This is a genomic window from Rhodococcus sp. MPR-R1B (assembly GCF_058793255.1).
The window spans coordinates 1-23,617 of sequence record NZ_JBXAFO010000003.1; the positions used below are offsets into that span (position 1 = coordinate 1).

Consider the following 23,617-nt stretch of genomic DNA (forward strand, 5'->3'; position numbering starts at 1 on the left):
ATGGGCACCGATCACCTGCCCTGGTTCATCCCACCACCGGGCATCGACCCCGACCGGAAACCCCGCCGCTCCACCACACGACTCTGAACCCGGAGGTCACCGAGCACACGCCTCGGTGACCCATTCCGGCGTGCTTCGATAGCCGGAAAGGGCGGCACGGTATCCCCTATTGCTAGCGTTGAGGGTGTGTTTGCACAGGGAACCAACGCGCTGACGGTAGACGGCCGACCGACGCTCGCGCATATCGATTTTGCCCTTATGGATTCCTATCGATTTCCCGACCGGCAGGGCTTCCCCGATTCATATCGCGCATTCATCAGGCACGCAGGTTGGGCGCGGACCTTCGGACTCTGGCTCATCTATCCGCCCGTCCTTCCCGGATTTGCGGACGGCTGGCAAGGGCGCGCCCGCAACCTCACCGCCCATCTTCATTCGGTCTACAGAGAAGGACAGGATGACGAGTTCGATTGGATGATCGAACCCGACGGCGATTGGTCACTCCCCGACTCGCTGCAGGTTTTCGGATGGAGCGAAAACGGTGACGCCCTCCTGTGGGACACAGCATCACGCGACACCGACGGTGAGTTTCCGGTTTGGGAATCACGCTCGTTCAACTCTCTCCACCGCCTCGGCGGGAGCATCCACGAAGCACTACCGTCCATTCGCACCCGGGCTATGGGCCTGTTCGGACCTCGCACCTCCGACATCGAGCCACTCCAGCCCACCCAACTCTGACGCGCGACCCAAATTATCGATAGGCCGCGGACACAGCCACGAATACGACACCTACGACGACGACCAGCGACAGATAACCGAGAACGAGTCCGGCCACTGCCAATCCTCGCCCACTTTCGCCGGAACGGCGAATCTGGTTCAACGACACATACCCCACTGGAATAGCAAGAACTCCACCGAAGATTCCAAGTACAAGTGCGACGATGGCCAAGGCATTCGTGCCGACCGCTGGTCGCGCTGGATAACGCGCTTCAAGTTGATCTGCGAGTACCGGAATCCCGTCCGATGTGAAGCCCACTTGTGCAAAAACGGGTCGGCCATCGGCGGTGTAGCCGACCACCCCAGGGAGCGGTGCCGCCACCTGCCTGACAGGCCCGAACGTCGAACGAAGGCTCCTCCCTAACAGCAGCGCCGCGGCCATATACAGCAACAGCCCCGCCACAGATCCGGCTATCCAGGCTCCACGAAACGCCGGCCCGTCGACGTCGAGGATCCTCCCCGCCGCCCTCACACCGGATCCTGCTGCACCGACCGCGATACTCAAATTCACTGCGCCAGGAATAACGGCAAGCATGGCAATGGCACCGACACCAAGCGACAATGCCGGGCCACCGCGTCGCCGCCACGCCAACGAACTCATCAGCGCTGCAAACAAAGTCACAGCGGTGCCCAGAAGCCCAGTCACAAATCCGACAACGACTCCCGTCTCGAAGTCCCCACCTAGATGACGAGCAACCCACTGTGCCCAGGCCCGCGCGAATGGCGGCCCGAGCGTCAGCGAGACAACGACCGTTGCAACCGCAGCGCACGCCACGACACTGATGACCCGCAGAATCCACCCCAGATAACCGGAATGCGAATCATTCTGCGCAACAGTAGTTTCCGAGTCGATCACCAGGATTCCTTCGTTCAGAGTGTGAGAACAGAACGGCTCTTGCTGTCACTCCACACAGAACCGTGGCCGGACCGGCTCACTCATCTGATCAAGTTCTGGCGCCTGTGTCTGTAGTTCGTTCGCACGACCAAACCGGCGATAGCAACGATTACATATTTGTGTTAGCGTTGTTTCCATGGGTTCGAGAGCAAAGATTCTGGCCGCGGCAACCGAGCTGCTCAACACCTCCCCCAACGGCGACATATCCACCCGCGCCGTGTGCGAGATGGCCGGCGTCGGCGCCCCCGCGCTCTACCGTCAGTTCGGCGACAAGGACGGACTGCTCGCAGCCGTCGTCGAGGCGGGCTTCTTCGAATACCTCGAAGGCAAACGGGCTGCGACACCTTCCGATGACCCCGTCGCCGATCTGCGGGCCGGCTGGGATGCGCACACCGCCTTCGCGCTCGCGCATCCCGCTCACTACCGCTTGATGCACTCACCTTCCGCCCAGAGCGCCGACACCGCCCTGCAGGCTCAGGCGCTACTTCGATCCGTTCTCCAACGATGCGCTGCGGCAGGTGTTCTGACCGTATCGGTCGACGTGGCTACGCAGATGGTGATGTCCGCGAATGCGGGCGTCGCTCTGATGCTCGTCGTCAGGCCGGAACAGTACCCCGATCCGACGCTGTCACAGCGAGTTCGCGACGCAATCTTCGCGTCCATCATCGACGAATCCGGCGCCCACCCGGAAACCTCACTCAACAGAGTTGCATCTACTCTCGACGCCCAACTGGCCGCTGCAGATTCAACTTCTCTCTCCGCCAACGAAGTCGGCCTACTACGAGAGTGGCTTCGCAAGCTGTCCGATGCAACCGAAACCAGTTCAGGAGTTACATCATGACTGACACCACCACCCGCGTCGCCATCGTCACCGGAGCGTCCGGCGGCATCGGGCGAGCGACTGCCGAGAAGCTCGCCGCCGACGGAATGGCTGTCGCCGTGCACTATTCAGGAAACATTCAACGCGCCCAGGAAACAGCTGACGCCATCGTCGCTGCGGGCGGTCGCGCCATAGCGGTGCATGCGGACGTCGCCGACGAAGGTGAAGTCGCCGCACTGTTCGATACGGTCGAGGAGGAGTTCGGGGGCATCGACGTCGTCGTTCACGCAGCCGGAATCATGATCCTCTCCACCGTCGCAGAACTGAACTTCGACGATTTCGATCGGATGCATCGGACCAACGTCCGAGGGACCTTCGTGGTCGACCAGCAGGCAGCCAGACGTGTCCGGCGCGGTGGTGCGATCATCAATTTCTCCACCTCCGTGAAGAAGCTGGCGTTTCCGACTTATGCCGCGTACGCCGCCACCAAAGGTGCTGTCGACGCGATCACTCTGGTTCTCGCGAAAGAGCTACGGGGACGCGATATCACGGTCAACGCCGTAGCCCCAGGCCCCACGGCCACCAATCTATTCCTTGACGGGAAAGACGAAGCTACAGTGGAGAACCTGTCCAAGCTGGCTCCCCTGGAACGCCTCGGCACACCGGCGGACATCGCGGAGGCTGTCGCGTTTCTCGCCGGCCCAGCTCGTTGGGTCAATGGCCAGGTCATCTACGTCAACGGCGGCGTGATTTAGCAAAACCATCGTCTAAGGAGCACACCTTGGCAATTCCGACAAAACAGTCAAACCAGTCGACTTTGGTTGTAATGTGCAAACAATGGATAACCAGGATCGAGGGTCCGCCCGGACGTCACGACGACAGTTCATCAGCGTTGCAGGGCTGGCGGCAACCGCGGTCATAACCCTCGCGACCTCCTCGACCGCCGGCGCCGCCGGCCCCACGGCACCCAATCCAGGTTCGCGGGTCGGCGATCCTGCTGAAGCCCAAACGGTGCAACGCGTCGCAGAGACACTGCTGAACAGCGGCGTTCCCGGCCTTGCCTTCGCCATCGTCAAACCGGATGAGAAGAACCGCAAGGCGAGTGTCACCACTACGTACCACTACGGCCAGGCCGACGTCGAAAACGGCGTGAGAGTCACTCCACGAACGCAATTCGAGATCGCCTCGGAGACCAAGACCTTCACCGCTGCACTACTGGCGAAACTGATCTCTCGGGGAGAAGTCGGATTGGACGACCTGGCGAGCAAGTATTCGGATGGCAACCCGCTGCCGAAAGGCATCGGCGGCGAGGAGATCACGCTTCGCCAACTGGTCACCCACCGTTCCGGCCTGAGCGACGACCCGCCCAATCTTTCGGCGGGGTGTGCCGATCCCACACGATCGTGCACGGACGAGAAGGCGAAGTACACCAGAAATATGCTCTGGAAAGGACTCCAAGACGCCGGCGCCTTGGAGTTCGCCCCCGGTAGCCACTGGCTGTACTCGGACTTCGGGTTCGGACTGCTCGGCACACTCATGGCCGACAAAATCATTCCGGGACAAGAGAAGCCACCATTCGCGGCGGCAGTCGCCCGCGAAATCACCGACCCGCTCGGGATGATGGGTACCGTGATCGAGACCAAAGCAACCGACCTTGCCGTTCCGTACCACCTCGACGGCGTACGAGCGCCTCTGTGGAACAACACGGGTGCGATCGCAGGAGGGGGTGGGCTGGTCAGCACCGCCGAGGACATGTCGATTTGGGCTGCAACAACTCTCGGCTACGGAAACAACCCGCTCAAACCAGTCCTGACCTCGATGCTCGAGCAGATCGACACGCAAGCTCCGGAGAATCCTGCATTCGGAATGGGAATGGCGTGGCAGCTCCAACCCCCGACGCCGAACTTCCCACAACGGTTCGCCAAGAAAAACGGAGACAGCTCGGGATCCAACTGCATCACCCTGCTGGTTCCCGACAGCGGCTGGTCGATCACGATTCTGGCGAACGGTGGAAATGCGGCGATGATCGACCCTGCAGCCGTGAACCTGATGCATGATCTGGTTCCGAGACGACCCATATTCGGTAGCTCGACGGGAAGTTCGTCGGGCAGCGACGTCGGCTTCCAGACCGGGTCATTCGGATAGGCCCACTTGCCTACAGGCGCTACATCTTCGTCGAGCGCGCCATCACGAAGCAGTAGAGCCCGTAGGTGATGATGCCCAATCCGGCAAGGATCAGCAGCGCCACTCCGTACGGCTGCGCGCCCAGCGTCTTGAACGCTCCGTCGAGTCCGGAGGACTTGCCGGGTTCGGAACTGTTGACCGCAAGAAGAACCAGAATGCCGACTGCAGCGATGGCCAAGCCCTTGGCGACGTACCCGACGGTTCCGAGTCGGCGCACGAAGTTGCTGGGTGTGCCTTTCAGATCATCGAGGAAGTTCTGGCTCGCGCCCTTGTACACGTGGTACACACCAACGGCGATGATCGCGATCCCGCCGATCACCAATGCGATAGTTCCAAGCGTGTTCTCCATCAAACGCGCCGTGATCCCCGCACTCTGACCGCTGCTGGACTTCCCGCTACCGCGGGCGAATCCGAATGCAGTGAAAGCAAAACCGAAATAGACGAGCGAAATGCCCAGAGCCTTTGCGCGGTTGAAGAACTCTTTCTTCTTGTCGTCAGAGGACGGCGACGACGAGCTTCCCAACGCAGCTTCGGCCAATCTCCACAACGCCATGGCAAGGAAGGCCACGACGCCGACCCACAGAGCGAAGACACCCCCTGGCTTTCCTGCCAACTCGGCCATCGCACCCGATTGGTCCGCAGACCCGGATCCACCGAGAGCAAGGCGGATCGCGATATATCCGATCAGCAGATGAACCACACCGCTGACGACGAATCCGGCACGGGCAAAGCGCTCGAAGACATTGTTCTGTGCGACGTCAGCCGCCGTGGACGCGACGCTCTTCTGGTCGTGCGGTGACGATTCTTTATTCATCATGATCGTCGAACCATATACGGGCAGACGCTTCCCTCGAACGCCTGCATCAAGTGTTTCGAGATCAAGGGTTTCGAGGGTTCTGATCCGGCGTCGACCGCGGTTCTTCGGGGTTGGGAACCTTGGGGTCGATCGTGTCTGCATGATCTCGTTGCTGGTTCAGTTCCTCGCGAGAACTCGTCGCCTCTTTCCGATGCTGCGCTGCATGATGTTGCAGCGCAGACGCTTCCGCCGCTTTGGCGTCGGCCTCTGCCTGCACCATGCGCGCTTTGGCTGCTGTCTCTTCTGCCCGCGCCTCGCGCTCGCCTACTTGCAGTGACTTGTCTGCGACGTCTTCGCGGATCTGTTCTGCCTCGATGTGACGACGCTCGTCACGCCTGTTTCGCGCCACCCACAGGAGTGCGGCCACGATCGCTATCACCACGACCACGGCAACAATTATCCAGATAATGCTGCTGGTACTCATACTGCGAGAGGTACCCACCTGCGACTTTCTCACACGCAGGCAAACAAATACGCTGAAATTACAGGTCGGTCGGATGTGTGTTGGCTCCGCATAAAACCACGCACAGTTCACCGTCGGACGGCGGCGACACCGTTCCGTTCAGAACCGGAGCCAATGCTGCTGCGGTTCCCAACTCCACCAGAATCCGGAACTCCCGCCACAGGAATGCCCGCGCCTGTCGGATCGAATCATCTTCGACCACAACACTGTCTACCGAACTCTCATGCAGTGTCTCCCAGGCGATGGCACCAATTCGTGTAGCCCCCAACGAGTCTCCGGCGATACTGTTTACTTCGATATCCACCGGACGCCCCGCATCGAGCGAGGTGTGCAAGGTGGCAGCTCCGGTCGGCTCGACGGCTACCACGTGATCTTCGGGACGAGCCGCCGCGACGATTCCAGAGACCAATCCGCCGCCGCCGACTGCAACGCAATACGTGATCGGTCCGGATGCGTCGTCTTCGAGCTCGAGAGCGATGGTGCCGGCCCCACTGACGATGTCGGGCAGGTCGTAGGCATGCAGTTCGAGCGCACCGCTGGTGCGTGCGATGTCCGCCGCAGCGGCAGCAGCGAGTGCATACCGGTCGCCTACCTTGTGAACGGTTGCACCCAACTCTCCGAGAGCCTTCACCTTGGCATCAGGCGCTGTCTCCGGCACCACCACTGTGCAGGTGAGTCCTCGTCGCCGCGCTGCCCACGCGGCCCCGATTGCAGCGTTGCCGCCAGACGCGATCACCACGCCGGCATCGGGCATGGTGCCGTCGGCGACCGCTCGTTCCACTGCATTGAGACTGCCGCGCACTTTGAAGGAACCGCCGTGCTGGAGGTACTCGAGCTTGAACAGAACCGGTACCTCACCCTGTGGCGTCGGTAGCGCAGTGCGAAAGATCGGAGTACGCCGCGCCAGTCCCGCGATACGAGTCCGCGCAGCTTCGACGTCCGAGCGCTCGATTGCCACTGGACCTGCATTGTTGTCGGCGGTGAGAGTCATGTACCAACCCTACGGTTCGCAACGTCGACCCGAAGCAGTCGGCCCATCGTCATCATGATGTCTGTTTTTCACCAAGGAATGCCCGCATCTGACCGAGACAATGCACCTCGGGGTGAATAAATTTACTACTACAAGCACAACGACGACATCAAGGAAAGGCACACCCCATGTCGAAGATCGCAGTATTCGGTGGAAACGGTTTTGCAGGAAGCGCAATCGCGAAAGAAGCCGCTTCACGCGGCCACGAGGTAACCGTCGTCGCTCGCAGCGCGCAGTCCGGAACCGACACGAATGTCGTGCAGGGTTCTGTTCACGACAACACGATCGTGGAGCAGATCACGGCAGACAACGACGTCGTTGTCGTTGCCATCCCCGCTCGCGAGATCGACGGCAAGCGCCTGCTCGACGCCGTCACTCCCCTCGCAGATGCCGCCGCACGCAACGGTGCTCGCATTGCCGTAGTCGGTGGCGCCGGCAGCCTGTTGGTCTCCGAGGGTGGGCCACGCGTCGTCGACACCCCCGACTTCCCGGACGCATACAAGGGTGAGGCACTCGCTCACGCCGACGTCCTCGATGCGCTCCGCGCGACCGACAGCAATGTCGACTGGTTCTACGTGAGCCCGGCCGCTGCGTTCGGTGCCCATGCCGGCGTCGCCCCGAAGGGATCGTTCCAGTTGGGTGGCGACATTCTCCTGACGGACGCCGAGGGCAACTCCGCCATCGCGGGCGAAGACTACGCACACGCTTTTGTCGACGAGATCGAGACTCCGGCCCACCGTCGCCAGCGTTTCACCGTCGCACACTGAATATGAGCAACCTTCGTAGGCGCGCAGCCTGGATGACTGTTCCCGCTGCCGCCGCACTCCTGCTCACCGCGTGTTCCAACGACGCGGAATCCGCAACGCCCAGCAGTTCTACGACGTCCACGAGCGTTGTTGCCGAACAGGGCGATCAACTCGAATCCAACAAGACCGTCGTCACGGACTTCTACGAACTGGCGTTCAACGGCCGTCAGGTTCAGCAAGCCGCCGACCGGTACCTTGGCGACGTCTACATCCAGCACAACCCCACCGCCGCCGATGGGGCAGCCGGATTTGTCAGCGGCATAGGCGGTTACGTCGAGGCCACACCCGGATTGCATGCCGAGATCACTCGCGTTCTCGCCGAGGGCGATCTGGTTGCCCTCCAGTCCCACACCACGTCTGCACCCGGCGACCGCGGCCAGGCGGTACTCGACATCTTCCGCGTCGACAACGGCAAGATCGTCGAACACTGGGATGCCATTCAAGACGTGCCGGAAACGTCCGCGAATCCGAACACGATGTTCGACGGACCCACCTCGTCGCCGTCCAAGTCGTCAGAAGTCTTGGAGCGCAACACGGCCAACGCGTTGACGTTCCTGCAGCTCGCCTTCAACGAAGGCAAAGCCGCCGAGGCTGCCGACCAGCTGGTCGGTCCGACCTACACGCAGCACAACCCCTCGTTCGCTGACGGCAAGGACGCATTTGTCACCGCACTGGCCGGGATCGAACCCGTTACCGAAGACAAGGCCACCAAGTTTCCACGGACGGTAGCCGAGGGCGACTTCGTCTTTGTTCAGACCTTCGCTTCGTCCGGTGAGGGAACGGCCGGCAGCGGCTCGATGGACATCTTCCGATTCGACGAGAACGGCAAAATCGTCGAGCATTGGGACGCCGTCCAGGACTACCCGTCGACGACTGCAAGCGGCAACACCGTGTGGGACGACGGTCGCTGAGACGGCAACTCCGAACAGTTCAGAGAGGGATGCGGATCAGCCGACGTTGATTCGTTCTGTGTCGCCGTCGTAGTAGTCCAACAATCTCTGATCCATCACCCGGCGCCACAGCGGTGGAATCCACGCGATCACGATCATCACTGCGTAGCCGGCCGGAAGTTGCGGCGCTTCGGCCGCGCTACGCAGACTTTGGTACCGCAGCTTCGGGTTGGCGTGGTGATCGCTGTGCCGCTGCAGTTGGTAGAGAAACAGATTGCTCACGACGTGATCGCTGTTCCAACTGTCAGCGGGGCTGCAGCGAACGTACGAGCCGTCGGCACGCTTGCCACGCAGCAGGCCGTAATGCTCGAGGTAGTTCGCGGCTTCGAGGAAGGTGAATCCGGCAACTGCCTGCAGCAGGAGCCAGGGCGCGACCTCCCAACCGAAGATACCGATCAGCGTCGCGAAGAGGACAACACTCATCGCCCAAGCGTTGAGAATATTGTTCTCGAAGCTCCAGGTTCGTTTGCCTTTCCTCTGGAGTCGAGCGCTCTCGATGCGCCATGCCGAACGCAGCCCGCCGAACACACTTCGTGGCAAGAACCTCCAGAAGCTCTCACCGAACCGTGAGCTGGCCGGGTCCTGCGGAGTAGCTACACGCACATGGTGGCCGAAATTGTGTTCCACGTAGAAGTGCCCGTAGAGAGATTGCGCAAGCGCCACTTTCGCGAGCCACTGTTCGATCTTCTCGCTCTTGTGGCCGAGCTCGTGGGCCGCGTTGATACCGACGCCGGCGACGACGCCCACCGTGAACGACATCGCGATCTTCTCCGCGATTCCCATCGGAGCGTTGATCCAGCACCAGCAGGCGAAGACCAGACCGGCGTATTGCAAGGGGAGGAACGCGTAAGTGCACCAGCGGTAGTAGCGGTCCTTCTGCAGTCGTGGGATCGCATCGTCCGGCGGACTTTCGCCGTCTTCACCGGCCAGCATGTCGATGATCGGGATGACGATGACCAGTAGCCACGCGCCGGTCGCCCAGAACAATCCGAGACGAAGGTTGTCGACGAGAAACCAGGAGATGAACGGGCTGAGTGGAATCAGCAATCCGAGCGGCCACAGGTACCTCTTGCGGTCGCGCCAGCGCGGATTTTCGCCGGACGGCGAGTCGGTGTTCTGGACAGCGTTCGATTCGGTACGCCGTGCGTCGGAAGTCGCTGTCATTCGCCGATCTCGCCTTTCGTCCCCTCGAACGATTCGCCCCACGCACCGTTCACGCTCAGCAAACCAGAACTAATGCCCGGACGGGTATGGTCCCGAAATCCAGAGCGCCCTGCTCGAAAGACGGCACGAGCGCTTGTACTCACCAGAAACTCCCCCGCACATCACTGCTCACCCCGACAGTAGATACGGACAAAATACCCCACGGATCTGCGGGGATGGCGACCACCTCCGCACGTCGCCGAGGATCGATGATCCCTGCCAAGGCAAGGTCGAACCGCGTCGCCCTCGTCGAAGTAACGGTAACCGGCAGTGACAGAAATCATAAGCAGAGGACAGGATTTCCGCTCGTAGTGGCGACCAAAAAGACTGCGCGCCCTCAACTGGTCAGTTGCGGGCACGCAGTGAAAAGGTGAGCAAGCGTCAGAGCGTTGCAAACACCTTCGTTTTCACTTCGTTCAGCCAACCGTTCGCGGTCACGAAGTCTGTGACGCTCGACTGCAATCCGAAGACGTGCCCGGCCTGCGCCGCCGGCAGCCTCGTGAAGAGGTTGTCGTCGAGGACCGCCTGAACCGCCGCACTGGTCGACCCGTCCGCGTTCAGCGGATACAGCACGACCGTCACGCCGTTCAGGATGTCGGCCAACTGCTCCATCGGATAGGACGCGTATCCGGCATCGGTGTAATTGGTCGGAACACCGGGCCCGTACGCCAATCCGAGTTCGTTGACCACCAAATTGCCGATCGCACCGGTGGGCTGCTGAACCGAGAAAGCGCCGGGTGCGTCTCCGAGCGAAATGTGAATCCACTTGTTGTTCGCGATCACGTCCGCGTACTCGCCACGAACACGTTCGAGATTCTCTTCGTAAGCAGTCCGCGTCGACTCGAGCACGTCGGTCTTGCCAATTGCCTCAGCAAGCTCGGTGGTGATCTTCTTCCAGTCGCCTCGGCTCTCTCCCTTGACGATGACGGTGGGTGCAATGCCGGACAGACGGTCGAACGCCGCTTGGTCCACCTCGTCGGCGTCGCCGACAATGATGTCGGGATCCGCCGCAGCGATCGCTTCGAAGTTCATTTCCCCGAAAGGCCCGATGGTCGGGAGCCCGTCGACAAAGGCCTGCTGCTCCGGCGTGAATTCACTGATCCACTTGCCGTAGTCCTGCACAGCAGCCGGTTTCACTCCGAGGGACATGAGCTGCCAAGGAGTGTCGTACGACGCGGCGACGACGCGCTCAGGTGAAACCGGAACCTCGATGTCCCCGTACGCCGACGCGACGGTCCGGACGTCCGTCTGCTCGGAGTCGGCCGACGACGAGGAACAGCCGGTCACCACCATCGCACCTACGACGGCAACCGCCGCCGCTGCAATGACTCTGGAACCGAAAGAAAATGATCGAATTGCGCGCACGCAGAACTCCTACAGGGTGATTGTTTAGCCAACCCTAAGTTCATTCTGCGGCACGGCACAAGTCCGATCGAGATGCTTTGAGTCGCTGTTCGGACTAGTCCTGTAGCCAATCGGTCATTGGCGCGCGCGGATGATCGATCAGGCTTGCAAACTCCCCCGGCGTCACGCCCATCGTTCGACGAAAAGCCGCACCGAACGCGCTTTCGGAACGAAAACCCGTCTTCCGCGCCACAAACGAGATGCTTCGACCGAGTGCCAGAAGTTGCATCGCATGATGAGCCCGCAGTCGCATACGCCATTCCGAGAAGGTCAATCCGGTCTCGGCCGGAAACCGTCGTGTGAGAGTCCTCGTACTGACCTTCGCGTCGATGGCCCACTCCTCGACCGATCGGGTGTCGGCCGGGCTGGCAACCAACTGATCTGCGATCTGCCGAAGCCACGGCGTCGTCGGCAGCGGCACATCGAAAATCAGTCGCGGAACGGGTTCGACGAGGTCGATGGCAAACGCCTCGGCTCGTCGACGAGCCGCGTCGGTCAAGTCGTCTCGGGTGAGGTGATCGAGTACTTGTTCGAGCAGCGGAGGGGTGGACAAGGCCACCACACGATCCAACCCGGTCACATCGGATGCCACCAACCACGTGCACGACAATTCTGTGCCGCTACGCGCCGTCACCTCGTGGGGAACATAGGACGGGATCCACAGACTGACCCCGCTCGGCACCGTGTACACAGTCTCCGGAGTACGGACCTCGAGAACACCGTCGATCGCCCACAGCAATTCGTGATCGCTGTGGCGGTGCATCTCCCACGTGTAGTCGGAATCGACGGCCAGCCGATTGGTCGCCAACCGCAAGTACCCGTCGGCACTGACGCGCAGCGGTCGAACGACGCGTTGCCACTCGGACAGTTCGTCGAGCGGACTGCTGAGCGGGTAGTCGATCTGCTCGCTCACCGCAGCGTCGACAGTTCGGGATGTCCGAACAGGCCAGGCAACCCACCGGTGTGCAGGAAGACCGTTTTTGATCCCGCCGTGATGGCTTCGTCCTTCACGAGTTGGATCAATCCCGCAAAGGCTCGGCCGGTGTACGTCGGGTCGAGGAAGATGCCCTCCGTACGAGCCAATAATCGAATCGCGCCGGCTGATGCTTCCGTGAGCGTCGAATATCCTTGTCCAACTTGGTTTCGCAGGATCTGAAGATCTGCGGCTCGCATAGCCGGACCAGGCATCTCGTCCAACAACCCAGCGACAGTCGACACTGGATCGGCAACAGCCCCGACATCAACGCCCACAACTCTGTCGACGCCCAGATGCGCGACAAGTCCAGCCATCGTTCCGCCCGATCCGAGAGCAACCACGACGCGATCGACGCCGGAGAGTTGCTGCTCGATCTCGCGTGCGCAGTCCACATATCCCTGCGCAGCCACCGCGCTGGTACCACCGAAGGGAATGACAAAAGGAACTCCGCCCGAGTCAGCGACGGCCTGCGCCGCGGCGTCGAGCGCGGATGCCGTGTCCCCACCGGCCCAGACGATCTCAGCGCCTGCGAGTGCATCCAGAACGAGATTTCCCTGCGCGGATTCCGGCTCGGCACCACCGAGCACCAGCACACAACGCAATCCCAAACGGGCTGCTGCCGACGCAGTCAAGCGAGCGTGATTGCTTTGCGGTGCACCGGTAGTGATCAGAGTCGTCGCGCCGACGGCCAAAGCCTGAGCGCAGGTGTACTGCAGCTTTCGGATCTTGTTGCCGCCACCGCCCAGGCCGGTGACGTCGTCACGTTTGATCCACAGATCTTCCGGCCCCAATCCGAGTGCCTGCGCGCAACGCGCCACAGGTTCGACGGGCGTCGGCCAACTGCCCAGGCTGATCGGCGGAACGGCGGAACTCAACATTTGACGAGTCTAGTTCGACGGTCCGTCTACAGTCTGGGCTCGCCTACAGTCTGGATATGGGAACTATCACGACGACCACACACGACGTGCCGCTGACCGTCAGCCGACCGGATTCGCCAGGAGAACCGAAGCATGCGGTGGTGGTTCTCCAAGAAGCGTGGGGCGTGAACAAGCACATCGAGAGCATCCTCGAGCGTCTCGCCGATGCCGGCTACCTTGCCGTCGCCCCGCATCTCTACCACCGCGGCGCACAGACCTCCTTCACCGACTTCCCGTCCGCGAAGGATGCGCTCATGGCACTCGACGGCACAAGCATCGGCCACGACGTACGTGCCGCCGTCGACTACAGCCGATCCGAGGGAGCAGACAAAGTCGGCTCCCTCGGATTCTGCATGGGCGGCACCGCATCCCTGTGGTGTGCCGCCGTACCCCTCGTCGATTCCGCTGTCACGTACTACGGTGGCGGCGTTGCAGAAGCCCGATGGGATGGGATTGCCGCAGGCACCGAACTTGCAGCGCAACTGCAGGTCCCGTGGCTCGGTCACTACGGCGACCTCGATCCGAGTATCCCGCCGGAGAGCGTCGAGCAATTGCGCGCAACCGCGTCCGATCTCGCCCGGGTGTACCGCTATGCCGACGCCGGCCACGCGTTCAACAACGACACTTCGGCCAGCCACTACGCCCCGGATTCTGCTGCCCTCGCCTGGACCCGCACTATGGAGTTTTTCGCCGAAACCCTGTGATTGCCAATGTAAGTCAGGGAACCCGCTTGACCACCGTGCCGGTGATCTCGTCCTGAACCTGTTCAGCCGTTACCGCTCGACTCTGCGCCCGACGTGATCGGGTGAAGCAGTAGATGCCGATCACGGCAAGAACAAACGGCACCCCGAACACCAAGGTCATCTTGAAATCCTCGACCCACAATGTCGTGACGAGGATCGCGACCATGAGGACACCACCCAGTATCGTCCCCACCGGGAAGAACGGAATCGTGAACGAGAGGGTTCGTCCTTCGCTTGCCATCCGCTTGCGAAAGAACCAGTGCGTCACGAAGATCAGCAGCCACGTCGCCATCGCCCCGAACATCGACAGCGAGATCATCAAGGTGAATGCCTGCTCGGGAAAGAGCACGTAGACGATGGTTGCGACGGCGATACCCGACGTCGACAGCAGCAAGGCATTGACCGGTGAGCCGTTGGCCCTGACCTTGCCGAGAATGGCCGGCGCGTCACCAGCACGGGAGAGCGAGAACATCATTCGCGAAGACACGTACAGCTGACTGTTCATCGCGGACAGCGCGGCGATGATCACCACGAAGTTCAGCACACTGTCTGCGCCCGGAATCTTCACAACCTGCATCACCGTGACGAAAGGGCTTCCGCCACTCAAGATCTTGTCCATCGGAGCAATTGCCAGAATCAAAGCAAGGGTTGCGATGTAGAAGACGAACAGTCGGACGATCGTCACACGGAATGCCTTCTTCACCGCCACCGCGGGGTTTTCCGCCTCACCGGCCGCAATGGCGATCATCTCGATGCTCAAGTAGCTGAAGATCGATACGATCACGGCAAACCACATGCCGGACAAACCATTCGGGAAGAATCCGCCACCGGCCGTGTAATTGTGGAATCCATAGTCCGGGTTCCCGCTACCGAACACGACGTACGCTGCCATCACGATGAATGCCACGATCGCGAAGACCTTGATCGTCGAGAACCAGTACTCCATCGTTCCGAAGGCCTTGACGTTGAACATGTTCACGCCGATCAGCACTCCGGAGAACAACACGATCCACAGCCACGACGGTACGTCGGCGAACCAGAACTGCATGTATTCACCGATCGCGGTGACCTCGGTACCGACCGCGAGGACGATGCAAGACCAGTAGAGATAGCGAACGAGGAAGCCGATCAACGGTCCGACGTAGAACTCTGCGTACGCACCGAACGAACCTGATGTCGCATGTGCGACGGTCATTTCGGCGAGGGCACCCATCAGCAGCAGGGCGATCAACCCGCCGATCGCGTAACTGATGATGACGCTCGGGCCGGCAAAGCCGATGGCGAACTTACTGCCGAGGAAGAGTCCGGTGCCGATTGCACCACCGAGCGCGATCATGCTCATCTGCTTGGGGCCGAGTTCGCGTTTGAGACCTGATTCTCGCTGCTGAATGTTTTTGAAATCACTCATGAAAGCTCCTTGCGAAAGGCGGTACCTCCCGGTCCGCGGAAACTTGGAAGAATCAGGTGACTGCGTCGCGCTCACGGAATTCGGGGCGATCCCAGGACTTGTTCTCGAGGATGTCTCGCAACACGTCGACGGCGTTCCACACGTCGGCGTATCCGAGATAGAGCGGAGTGATACCGAACCTCAGCACTCCTGGTTCGCGGTAGTCGCCGATGACGCCCCGCGCGATGAGAGCCTTCATGATGGAATAACCCTCGGGATGAACAAAACTCACGTGCGAGCCACGACGCTCGTGCTCGCGCGGCGTGATCAACTCCAAACCGTAGGCAGCGCAACGCTCCTCGACGAGGCTGATGAAGAGATCGGCCAGCGCGAGCGACTTGCTGCGGATGTCGGCCATGTCAGCTTTGAGCATGACGTCGAGACCACACTCGACGAGTGACAACGACGTGATTGGTTGAGTACCACTCAGAAACCGTCGTATTCCTGCGCCCGGTTCGTAGGCCGACTCCATCGCGAACGGTCGCGCGTGCCCCCACCACCCGGACAGCGGCTGGATTCCGGTGTTCTGATGGCGACGGTTGACCCAGATGAATGCAGGTGAACCCGGACCACCATTGAGGTACTTGTACGTACACCCGACCGCGAAGTCGGCGTCGGCGCCGCTCAGATCGACAGTGACGGCGCCGGCCGAGTGTGCGAGATCCCAGATCATGAGGGCGCCACGTTCCTGCACTGCTGCAGTGACTTCCGTCATCGCATACAGGTTTCCGGTGCGGTAGTTGACGTGCGACAACATCACTACGGCGGTGTCTGGTCCTACTGCTTCGGTGAGGTCGCCCGGTTGGTCGATCAGGCGTAGTTCGTATCCCTGATCGAGCAGCGAGATGATGCCCTCCGCAATGTAGAGGTCAGTGGGGAAATTGTCGCGCTCGGAGACGATCACCTTCCGGCTGGGATCCTGAGCAGCCGCGATGGACAGTGCGGAGGCCAATGCCTTGAACAGGTTGATCGACGTCGAATCCGTCACTACCACTTCGCCTTCACCTGCTCCCAGCAACGGGGCAAGTTTGTCACCGAGGCGGACCGGGAGGTCGAACCATCCAGCCTCGTTCCAACTGCGAACCAAGCCGTTGCCCCACTCGTCGCCGATCACTCTCGCGGCGCATTCCTGTGCGGCAATGGGACGCGCGCCGAGAGAGTTTCCGTCGAAGTAGAGAACGCCCTCCGGAATCGCGAACTCGCGGCGGAACTCCCTCAGGGGATCCACTGCGTCGGCCTTGACGCAGTCTTCCAACGAAAGGGTGGTTGTCGATGTCATGACGATTCTTCTCCTGCATGTGTCGGCGTTGAATGTGATGAAGGCAGAGTCCGGAGCACGGCGCGTACCGGGCTGGCATCGAGGTCGAGGAACTTCAGCGGCAGTGCGATCAACTCGTAGTAGCCTTCGTCGACCTCGTCGAGGCACAGTCCTTCGAGGATCGCGACGCCACGATCGCTTGCCGCGTGGTGCCCGTCCATGGTCTTGCTGTCCATCGGATCGAACGAGGCGCCGTCGATTCCGATCAGAACTCCACCGCGGTCGGCGAACCAGTGGGTCAGCTCCGGAGAAACGCCGGCGAAGTCGTTGTCCCACTCGCGCGGGTACTTCGGGTAAGTCCTCAGAATCAGCCGCTGCGGCAGATGGCCGCCGAGTCGCTCCACCGTCTCTTCGACGGGCCTGATGCATGCGGCACCGTCGACGCCCGTCATGTCGACCACCAGTGCTTCGCCGAGATAGGGCTCGAGGGGAACAGAACCGATGGGCGCGCCGTCGATGCGGGTGTGCGCCGGCGCATCGGCGTGAGCACCGATATGCGGAGTGGTGGTGATTCGGTTGATGGTGACGGCGTCACTGCCGCCGAGGTCGGACGTGACAGCGCGGGTGAAGGCGGTATCGCCTGGCCACACGGGCGTCGATTCGGAGATCGGCGGGCTGATGTCGATCACCTGTGCCACCCAGTCGCCCATGTGTCCGTCGCCCGTGTGTCGGCCGATCCTCGGAAGCATCCAGACCCCTTCGTCGCAACAGTCGACTGTGTCGATCTCGACCGTTTGATAATTCGATGTGTTTGGCAAAAGCTAGGATCATCGACGGGCGCGGTCAATAGATGCTGAATGTTTTCGCGACGGCAGGGAGAAATCGGATGATAAATGCGATCGAACGGGCAGCTGCCGCAGCTCGGCCGAATCATGTTCGGCTCGACGACGTCGATACGGCGATTCTCCGCGAACTCGTCCGGGATGCACGCATCCCCAACAATGCACTCGCCGAGAAGGTCGGGATAGCGCCGTCGACCGCTCTGGCGCGGATGCGCGCTCTACGCGAATCGGGCGTCATCAAGGGGTTTCATGCAGACATAGACCTCGAGCTACTCGGCCTCGAGATCTCGGCGATGGTGTCGATTCTGATTCACTCCCACGCCAGGAGCCGGATGACGGAAATTGCCGAGCACCTGAGTGGATTGGATTCGGTTCAGCGAGTGTTCCTGATGAGTGGAGACCGTGATCTCCTGGTGCACGTGTCGTGTGAATCCCCCACTCGGCTTCGCGATTTCGTCAGCGCACACCTCAACGATCCGGCTATCGCCAATACACAGACCAACCTGATCTTCAGCGAACTGAGTCAAGGCGGCTGAACTGCAGCTGTCGCCAAGGCCGATTCGGGCGCTTCCGAGATCGGCACCTCGATACGAACTTCTCCCCACTAGAGTCGGACAGCATGTTGCCACTCGGCTTGTCCATGCTCTGGGAGTCGGTGGAGCCGGAAGCCGCTCTGGAGGAGCGATTCGGATTCAACAGCTTTGGCGCAGCCACCCATTGGGTCTCGACGGTACTCGAGCAGACTTGGGGGTTGACGGCCCTCGAGTGCTCGCGAATGGCGATCAGTGACCAGAACGCGATTGTGTGGGTTGCGAGCGACCGAGGTGGGCTGGTGGTGAAGTGGTCGCGCGCCACAGAGCGCTTCGCGAACCTGGAGGCGTCGACGCGCCTGCTGAGCGCACTCGCCGGGCAGGGTGCGCCCGTTCCGTCGCCAATCACGTCCCTGAACGGATTGGACCGGGAAATACTGCTGGACCGGGAAACACTGGAAGGGCCTTCGTGCGCAGTGTCGTTCACCGTACTGCCGGAGATGGCGGGAGATTGGTTGAACGTACAGGACCACGCGGCGGTCCGTTCGGCAGGAGCATGTCTGGCAGAAATACACCGAACGCTCGGCGCCACCCATGTCGACGGATCGGTTTTCTCGTCGCGCAGCACCGGGTTGAAGGAGCGCATCGGTGGTTGGCTCGAGAATTTCGACCGCGGGTTCGCGCCTGAGGCAACGCGTAGGCTCGTGGACCTCCTGGCGCGTGCGTCCGAGCTAGATGACCAAATTCAACTGGTACACAACGACTTCCGTGCAGCCAACATCCTGACTCGAAATTCTCATACCACCGGAGTACTCGACTTCGACGACGTGGTGATCGACCACCGGGTGAGCGACCTGGCCAAGGCAAGCGTCTATCTGGGCACCCTGTTCACCGATTGGCGACCGATACCGATCGCGGTACGGCAGAGCCTGCGCGCCGGCTACGAATCTGTACGTCCCCTCAGCCGATCCGAGACAGAATGGTTCGAGATCCTCGAACTGTGGCACGGCCTGATGGCAATCCCGGGTGAGAACGACACCGCCGGTTGGGCATCAGCGTTGTGACAAAAGTGGGGACGCCGGTACCGGCGCCCCCACTTCGCTTCTGATCACATCAGGATCCGGCGCGGATCCATTCTTCGAGATGCGGTGCCTCGGTACCGATCGTCGTGCCGTCGCCGTGACCGGTGTGAACCTTGGTCTCGGCGGGGAGCGCGAACAGCTTGTCGCGAATGGACCCGATGATGGTCGGGAAGTCTGAGTACGACCGCCCCGTTGCGCCGGGTCCACCGGAGAACAAGGTGTCGCCGCTGAACAGTTCGCCGGCCTCCGGCAGGTAGAGGCACGTCGACCCCGGCGAATGGCCGGGTGTGTGGATGGCCAGAATATCCGTGCCCGCCACAGCAATACGCTGATCATCTTCCAAGCTCAGATGCTTCACCCCGGGGTGAGTCATCTCCCAGAGGACATCGTCGGCCGGGTTCAGGTAGATCGGAGCGTCGAGCTTCTCGGCCAACTCCGGCGCAACGGTGACGTGATCGTTGTGACCGTGGGTGCAGACGATTCCGATCACCTTGCGTCCGCCGACAGCGTCGATGATCGGCTGCGCGGTGTGAGCTGCGTCGACGATTACCACTTCGTTGTCGTCACCGATCAGCCAGATGTTGTTGTCGACGTCCCACGTTCCGCCGTCGAGGCTGAACGTGCCCGAGGTGACGACACTATCGACTCGCAATGTCACAGGACCACCACCGAACGGAGGACCTCGCCGCGGTGCATCGTCTCGAAGGCCTTCTCCACCTCGTCGAGCTTGATGCGCTCACTGACGAACTTCTCGAGCGGCAGACGCCCCTGCTGGTACAGGTCGACCAGAACGGGGAAGTCACGCTCGGGCAGGCAATCGCCGTACCACGACGACTTGAGGGCTCCGCCGCGCGAGAAGAAGTCCACCAGCGGCATTTCCAGCTTCATGTCCGGCGTCGGAACACCCACCAGCACTACAGTTCCCGCGAGGTCGCGGGCGTAGAACGCCTGCTTCCAGGTCTCCGGGCGACCGACTGCGTCGACAACCACGTCGGCACCGAAACCTCCGGTCAGCTCCTGGACTGCCTCGACGACGTCGTCGACCTCGGTGGCATTGATCGTGTGTGTGGCACCAAGTTCCGTGGCCCACTCCAGCTTTCGCGGATCCCGGTCGATGGCGATGATGGTATTGGCACCGGCCAGGCGTGAACCCATGATCGCTGCGTCGCCGACGCCGCCACACCCGATCACGGCCACTGAATCACCGCGTCCGACGTTGCCGGTGTTCATCGCGGCACCCATGCCGGCCATGACACCGCAACCGAGCAGTCCGACGACAGCCGGATCGGCCGAGGCGTCGACCTTGGTGCACTGGCCTTCGTGAACCAGCGTCTTGTCTGCGAATGCGCCGATGCCGAGTGCCGGCGTCAGTTCGGTGCCGTCTTCGAGCGTCATCTTCTGCTCGGCGTTGAACGTGTCGAAGCAGTACTGCGGGCGGCCACGCTTACACGCACGACACTGCCCGCACACGGCACGCCAGTTGAGGACGACGAAGTCGCCCACCTCGACGTGAGTGACACCGGGGCCGACGCTCTCGACGATGCCCGACGCCTCGTGCCCGAGCAGGAACGGGTACTCGTCGTTGATTCCGCCGTCGCGGTAGGTCAGGTCGGTGTGGCACACACCGCACGCTGCAATGGCGACCACTACCTCGTTGGCACCGGGATCGGGAATCGTGATGGGGACGATTTCGACGGGGGCACCCTTGGATCGGGCGATGACGCCGCGTACCTGCTGTGGCATGGCTTTGCTCCTGGCTTCGTGCGATTGAGGACGTGTCGTCACATGGCGCCGTGTTTTCACATTGCGATATGTGCACTCGTTTAAAGGTTAGCCCGAAGCAGGTGCCCGCAACCCTGGTCGAACTGACTGACCGACCTGGCTGAAAGGACTAGGGCGCGGGCTTCACACCGGCCTCGGCGCCCGCGGCGGCCGCCGCACCCCGACTCTCGACGCCCAATTTCCGCAGGACCCCGGCAACATGAAACTTGACTGTGCTCTCACTGACACCGAGTCGCTCCGAGATCGCCTTGTTGCGCCGTCCTGCCACCAGATGCTCGAGTACCTCGAACTCCCGCGGTGCCAGTTCGGTGAGGACGTCGCGGTTCGGTAGGGCGACGGGGGCGTCGAGCGGGATGGTTGCGCTGATCCGGTTCCCCCACCCGGGCGTCGACTCGGATTCGACGGTTCCACCCAAAGTTTCAACCCGAGAACGTAATTGACGTTCCACATCGATCACGTCGGCTTCACCGCCGCCGTCGTCTCGAATGTCGATGGAGAGCGAAGCCGCGTCGAGAGTCCAGGCCACCCGGATTCGCGAGAGCGTCTGCTGATCCGACAATGCCAACACCGCGCCGCGGACGACGGCGCGGGCGCCGTGCGCCACTTCGCCGGGCAGACCGCGACCGTCGACGGGTGGCTCCACCAACTCCAACGCGATTTCCCGATGCTTGAGCAGCGAACGCAATTCCCCACGCATCCGTGCAAAAGCCGTGGTGGTCGACTCTTCGGCCAACTCGCGGTGCACGTCGACGGCTGAACGCAGGCCGATCAGAGCCGAGGCCGCAGTCTCCCTGGCCGAGGTTCGCGCACGTGTGTCGTCGAGATCCGCCGAGCGCAGCGTCGCCAGCATCGTCTCGAGGGTGGCCGCATGCACCTCCGTCATCTCCGCCACGGTGCGTGCACGCTCCGACGACGCTGCCCGTGACTCGGCGAGATATGCCGGGCTCGCGTTCCGGACCTGGAGCTGAATTCCGGTTGCAGTCACTGCGAACAGTGCCTGGATCAATTCGAGGGATGCTGTCTTCACCGGTACGGGGTGCGGTGTCAAAACGAGAAGCGTATCGGTTCGATCAAGCATCGCAAGCACTTCACGGTCCCGGCCGGCGACAGCGCATTTTCCCCGAAAGATCTGTCCGACAGTGAGATCCGTACGGATACGGTCGAGTTCGGCGATGGTCACACGATCGACGACGGCTGGATCCCCGGCGACCTTGCGCGGCCTACCGGTGCATTCACGGGTGAAGATCACCAGGGAAGTGTGCGGCGCCATGTCCGCGATCAACGTCGAAAATCGTCGGCCGATTTCGGGTAGTGGTCCCACCAACACGTCTCGAAGGGCGGTGATCAGTAGCGCATTGTCGGTGGTGCTCACCGGTCAACGATAACCATCCGGTTCACTGGTGCAGCGTGGTCTTCATGAGCATCACGTTGTAGTCGGACCAGGTGGTGGCGAGAAAGTAGAGGTCCTGCCCCTGTGACCAGGGGTGCATGTACGCGCCGTAGAGTCCCGGAACCTCGTCGGTGCCGATCACTACGTCGGGCGCACTCCACGGGCCGGTCAGGTCCGACGCCGTCCGCAGCACCAGCGCTCCCCACTCGTTGGAGTACATCGCGACGAACTTGCCGAGATAGTCGTTGTACTGCACCGACAGTTCGCTGACATCCCCGTCGAGAACCACTGCAGCGGCAGCGGGATTGTTGGGGACCCATGCTTTTCCGTCCCAGTATTCGTACGCCGCGACGTCCGCGATGGAGGCTTCCTTGACCCGCGAGAGGCGCCCCTCGCCGAAACGTCCCGCGGGGGTACCGAAGTTGTAGACGTAACCACCGTCTTTGACGAAGGAACCCATCTGGAAGTTGTCGTTACCCGTCAACGGCAGATTGGGCCGGGACGAGGCCGGTTCGACCTGCCAGGTCTCACCGTTGTCGTGCGAGGACGCGATCTGCGAGAAGTTGGTGACCCACTCCCCCGACCCTCCCCACGAGCGGATCGACATGTAATTGACGTATTGAACGCCGCCCACCGAGATACCCGTCGTCGGAATGCTGCTGGTTTCGACGCCGGTGACTTTCAGACTTCCGATGATCTCGCGTGAGTGATTCGGCCGGTCGGTCGGTGAGGAGTCGATGTTCATGCCGTCGGACAGATTTCCGTCCGAGCTACGGAACAGGACGTTGCTGCGCCAGTCACCGACCACCCCGGAGCACAGGGGGTCAGATCCGATTCCGACGGTGTCACCGAAGGCTGTCAGGACCTGACCTGCGCCGTTGTCCCACATGATGCCGAGATCCGTGCCGAGAACATTGAAACGCTCGACGGTTTGGTTGGGGCTGAGCGCGCCGGTGATGTACTCGACCGCCGAGGTGCGGCCCTGCAGTTCCGGAAGTTTCCCGTCCGTTCCGTTGAGCCAGGGAATCGGATTGGTCGGCCCACCTGATTGATCCAAGCTGCCGGTGACGTTGCAATCCCACGGGGATGCATGAGCCTGGGTCGCCCCCAAGACCGCGGTCGACGCGAGTACACACGTCACTGCAGCTGTCGATATCTTCCGTATCCGGCGCATCGCTCCCCTTTCGCGGGGGAGATCCGGACTCTACGAGGTGTCTTGCTCGACCGGATCGGTTCATCCACCCACGACAACACAAGGTAACAGG

At 61.6% G+C, this 23,617-nt stretch carries 24 protein-coding genes; 9 read left to right on the forward strand and 15 right to left on the reverse strand.

The annotated features are described in order from the left end of the window. Positions 1-186: 186 nt before the first annotated feature. A complete protein-coding gene (locus AC1Q61_RS05260) occupies positions 187-735 on the forward strand; it encodes an SMI1/KNR4 family protein (protein WP_228401412.1) in 549 nt (182 codons plus the stop codon). Positions 736-748: 13 nt separating this feature from the next. Here the strand turns inward: AC1Q61_RS05260 and AC1Q61_RS05265 are convergent, their stop codons facing one another. Further along, entirely contained in the window at positions 749-1,630 is an 882-nt protein-coding gene (locus AC1Q61_RS05265) for a DUF4190 domain-containing protein (RefSeq protein WP_492651200.1), read from the reverse strand. 175 nt (positions 1,631-1,805) lie between these two features. On the opposite strand from AC1Q61_RS05265, the gene AC1Q61_RS05270 reads away from it, so the two are divergent. From AC1Q61_RS05270 to AC1Q61_RS05280, 3 genes are all read left to right on the forward strand, one after another. After that, positions 1,806-2,510 (forward strand): TetR/AcrR family transcriptional regulator, encoded by a 705-nt coding sequence (locus AC1Q61_RS05270; RefSeq protein WP_042925206.1) that lies wholly within the window; start codon positions 1,806-1,808, stop codon positions 2,508-2,510. Then, entirely contained in the window at positions 2,507-3,244 is a 738-nt protein-coding gene (locus AC1Q61_RS05275; RefSeq protein WP_042925208.1) for an SDR family oxidoreductase, read from the forward strand. Before AC1Q61_RS05270 ends, AC1Q61_RS05275 begins: the two co-directional genes overlap by 4 nt. Before the next feature lie 82 nt (positions 3,245-3,326). Then, positions 3,327-4,634, forward strand: coding sequence for a serine hydrolase domain-containing protein (locus AC1Q61_RS05280; RefSeq protein WP_492651199.1), 1,308 nt, complete (start codon positions 3,327-3,329; stop codon positions 4,632-4,634). Positions 4,635-4,653: 19 nt separating this feature from the next. On the opposite strand, the gene AC1Q61_RS05285 is transcribed toward AC1Q61_RS05280, so the two are convergent. The 3 genes from AC1Q61_RS05285 to AC1Q61_RS05295 form a co-directional block, all read right to left on the reverse strand. Further along, the gene (locus AC1Q61_RS05285) at positions 4,654-5,490 is read right to left on the reverse strand and encodes a DUF1206 domain-containing protein (protein WP_003943056.1); all 837 of its coding nucleotides are present in this window, start codon (positions 5,488-5,490) and stop codon (positions 4,654-4,656) included. A 61-nt stretch (positions 5,491-5,551) separates the two neighbouring features. Next, positions 5,552-5,953 (reverse strand): hypothetical protein, encoded by a 402-nt coding sequence (locus tag AC1Q61_RS05290; RefSeq protein ID WP_020971062.1) that lies wholly within the window; start codon positions 5,951-5,953, stop codon positions 5,552-5,554. 58 nt (positions 5,954-6,011) lie between these two features. Then, positions 6,012-6,983, reverse strand: coding sequence for a serine/threonine dehydratase (locus AC1Q61_RS05295; RefSeq protein WP_037126245.1), 972 nt, complete (start codon positions 6,981-6,983; stop codon positions 6,012-6,014). A 167-nt stretch (positions 6,984-7,150) separates the two neighbouring features. Between AC1Q61_RS05295 and AC1Q61_RS05300 the strand changes: the two genes are divergently transcribed. Beyond that, a complete protein-coding gene (locus tag AC1Q61_RS05300) occupies positions 7,151-7,789 on the forward strand; it encodes an NAD(P)-dependent oxidoreductase (protein WP_030536013.1) in 639 nt (212 codons plus the stop codon). 32 nt (positions 7,790-7,821) lie between these two features. Then, the gene (locus AC1Q61_RS05305; protein WP_249343015.1) at positions 7,822-8,739 is read left to right on the forward strand and encodes a nuclear transport factor 2 family protein; all 918 of its coding nucleotides are present in this window, start codon (positions 7,822-7,824) and stop codon (positions 8,737-8,739) included. Between the two features lie 36 nt (positions 8,740-8,775). Here the strand turns inward: AC1Q61_RS05305 and AC1Q61_RS05310 are convergent, their stop codons facing one another. The 4 genes from AC1Q61_RS05310 to AC1Q61_RS05325 all read right to left on the reverse strand — a co-directional run bounded on the left by AC1Q61_RS05310 (position 8,776) and on the right by AC1Q61_RS05325 (position 13,239). Continuing rightward, positions 8,776-9,942 carry an alkane 1-monooxygenase gene (locus AC1Q61_RS05310; RefSeq protein ID WP_030536015.1) on the reverse strand — a complete coding sequence of 389 codons (1,167 nt, stop codon included), beginning with the start codon at positions 9,940-9,942 and terminating at the stop codon, positions 8,776-8,778. Between the two features lie 420 nt (positions 9,943-10,362). Continuing rightward, the gene (locus AC1Q61_RS05315) at positions 10,363-11,346 is read right to left on the reverse strand and encodes an ABC transporter substrate-binding protein (RefSeq protein ID WP_492651198.1); all 984 of its coding nucleotides are present in this window, start codon (positions 11,344-11,346) and stop codon (positions 10,363-10,365) included. Positions 11,347-11,440: 94 nt separating this feature from the next. Continuing rightward, on the reverse strand, positions 11,441-12,298 hold the full coding sequence (locus AC1Q61_RS05320; protein ID WP_042921604.1) for a helix-turn-helix transcriptional regulator: 858 nt from the start codon (positions 12,296-12,298) through the stop codon (positions 11,441-11,443). After that, positions 12,295-13,239, reverse strand: coding sequence for a D-cysteine desulfhydrase family protein (locus AC1Q61_RS05325; RefSeq protein WP_030536018.1), 945 nt, complete (start codon positions 13,237-13,239; stop codon positions 12,295-12,297). The genes AC1Q61_RS05320 and AC1Q61_RS05325 overlap by 4 nt, the downstream gene beginning before the upstream one ends. A 56-nt stretch (positions 13,240-13,295) precedes the next feature. Between AC1Q61_RS05325 and AC1Q61_RS05330 the strand changes: the two genes are divergently transcribed. Continuing rightward, positions 13,296-13,982 carry a dienelactone hydrolase family protein gene (locus tag AC1Q61_RS05330; protein ID WP_042921603.1) on the forward strand — a complete coding sequence of 229 codons (687 nt, stop codon included), beginning with the start codon at positions 13,296-13,298 and terminating at the stop codon, positions 13,980-13,982. 13 nt (positions 13,983-13,995) lie between these two features. Here the strand turns inward: AC1Q61_RS05330 and AC1Q61_RS05335 are convergent, their stop codons facing one another. From AC1Q61_RS05335 to kynB, 3 genes are read right to left on the reverse strand one after another with little or no spacing between them, the layout of a single operon-like run. Beyond that, entirely contained in the window at positions 13,996-15,429 is a 1,434-nt protein-coding gene (locus AC1Q61_RS05335) for an amino acid permease (RefSeq protein ID WP_042921602.1), read from the reverse strand. Positions 15,430-15,481: 52 nt separating this feature from the next. Beyond that, on the reverse strand, positions 15,482-16,747 hold the full coding sequence (gene kynU, locus AC1Q61_RS05340; protein ID WP_099697131.1) for a kynureninase: 1,266 nt from the start codon (positions 16,745-16,747) through the stop codon (positions 15,482-15,484). Next, positions 16,744-17,475 carry an arylformamidase gene (gene kynB, locus AC1Q61_RS05345; RefSeq protein WP_416315880.1) on the reverse strand — a complete coding sequence of 244 codons (732 nt, stop codon included), beginning with the start codon at positions 17,473-17,475 and terminating at the stop codon, positions 16,744-16,746. The genes kynU and kynB overlap by 4 nt, the downstream gene beginning before the upstream one ends. 137 nt (positions 17,476-17,612) lie before the next feature. Between kynB and AC1Q61_RS05350 the strand changes: the two genes are divergently transcribed. Together AC1Q61_RS05350 and AC1Q61_RS05355 are read left to right on the forward strand one after the other, a co-directional pair. Further along, positions 17,613-18,104: an Lrp/AsnC family transcriptional regulator gene (locus AC1Q61_RS05350; protein ID WP_007730865.1), complete on the forward strand. Its 492-nt coding sequence runs from the start codon at positions 17,613-17,615 to the stop codon at positions 18,102-18,104. Positions 18,105-18,187: 83 nt separating this feature from the next. Further along, positions 18,188-19,162, forward strand: coding sequence for a phosphotransferase enzyme family protein (locus AC1Q61_RS05355; RefSeq protein ID WP_492651197.1), 975 nt, complete (start codon positions 18,188-18,190; stop codon positions 19,160-19,162). Between the two features lie 49 nt (positions 19,163-19,211). Here AC1Q61_RS05355 and AC1Q61_RS05360 read toward each other — a convergent pair whose 3' ends face one another. The 4 genes from AC1Q61_RS05360 to AC1Q61_RS05375 form a co-directional block, all read right to left on the reverse strand. Then, the gene (locus AC1Q61_RS05360) at positions 19,212-19,838 is read right to left on the reverse strand and encodes an MBL fold metallo-hydrolase (RefSeq protein WP_387403386.1); all 627 of its coding nucleotides are present in this window, start codon (positions 19,836-19,838) and stop codon (positions 19,212-19,214) included. Then, entirely contained in the window at positions 19,835-20,923 is a 1,089-nt protein-coding gene (locus tag AC1Q61_RS05365; protein ID WP_007730860.1) for an S-(hydroxymethyl)mycothiol dehydrogenase, read from the reverse strand. The genes AC1Q61_RS05360 and AC1Q61_RS05365 overlap by 4 nt, the downstream gene beginning before the upstream one ends. Positions 20,924-21,071: 148 nt before the next feature. Beyond that, a complete protein-coding gene (locus tag AC1Q61_RS05370) occupies positions 21,072-22,334 on the reverse strand; it encodes a helix-turn-helix transcriptional regulator (protein WP_259118445.1) in 1,263 nt (420 codons plus the stop codon). A gap of 22 nt (positions 22,335-22,356) precedes the next feature. Further along, complete coding sequence (locus tag AC1Q61_RS05375) at positions 22,357-23,526, reverse strand: glycoside hydrolase family 183 protein (protein WP_019745686.1); 1,170 nt, start codon at positions 23,524-23,526, stop codon at positions 22,357-22,359. Positions 23,527-23,617: the final 91 nt, after the last annotated feature.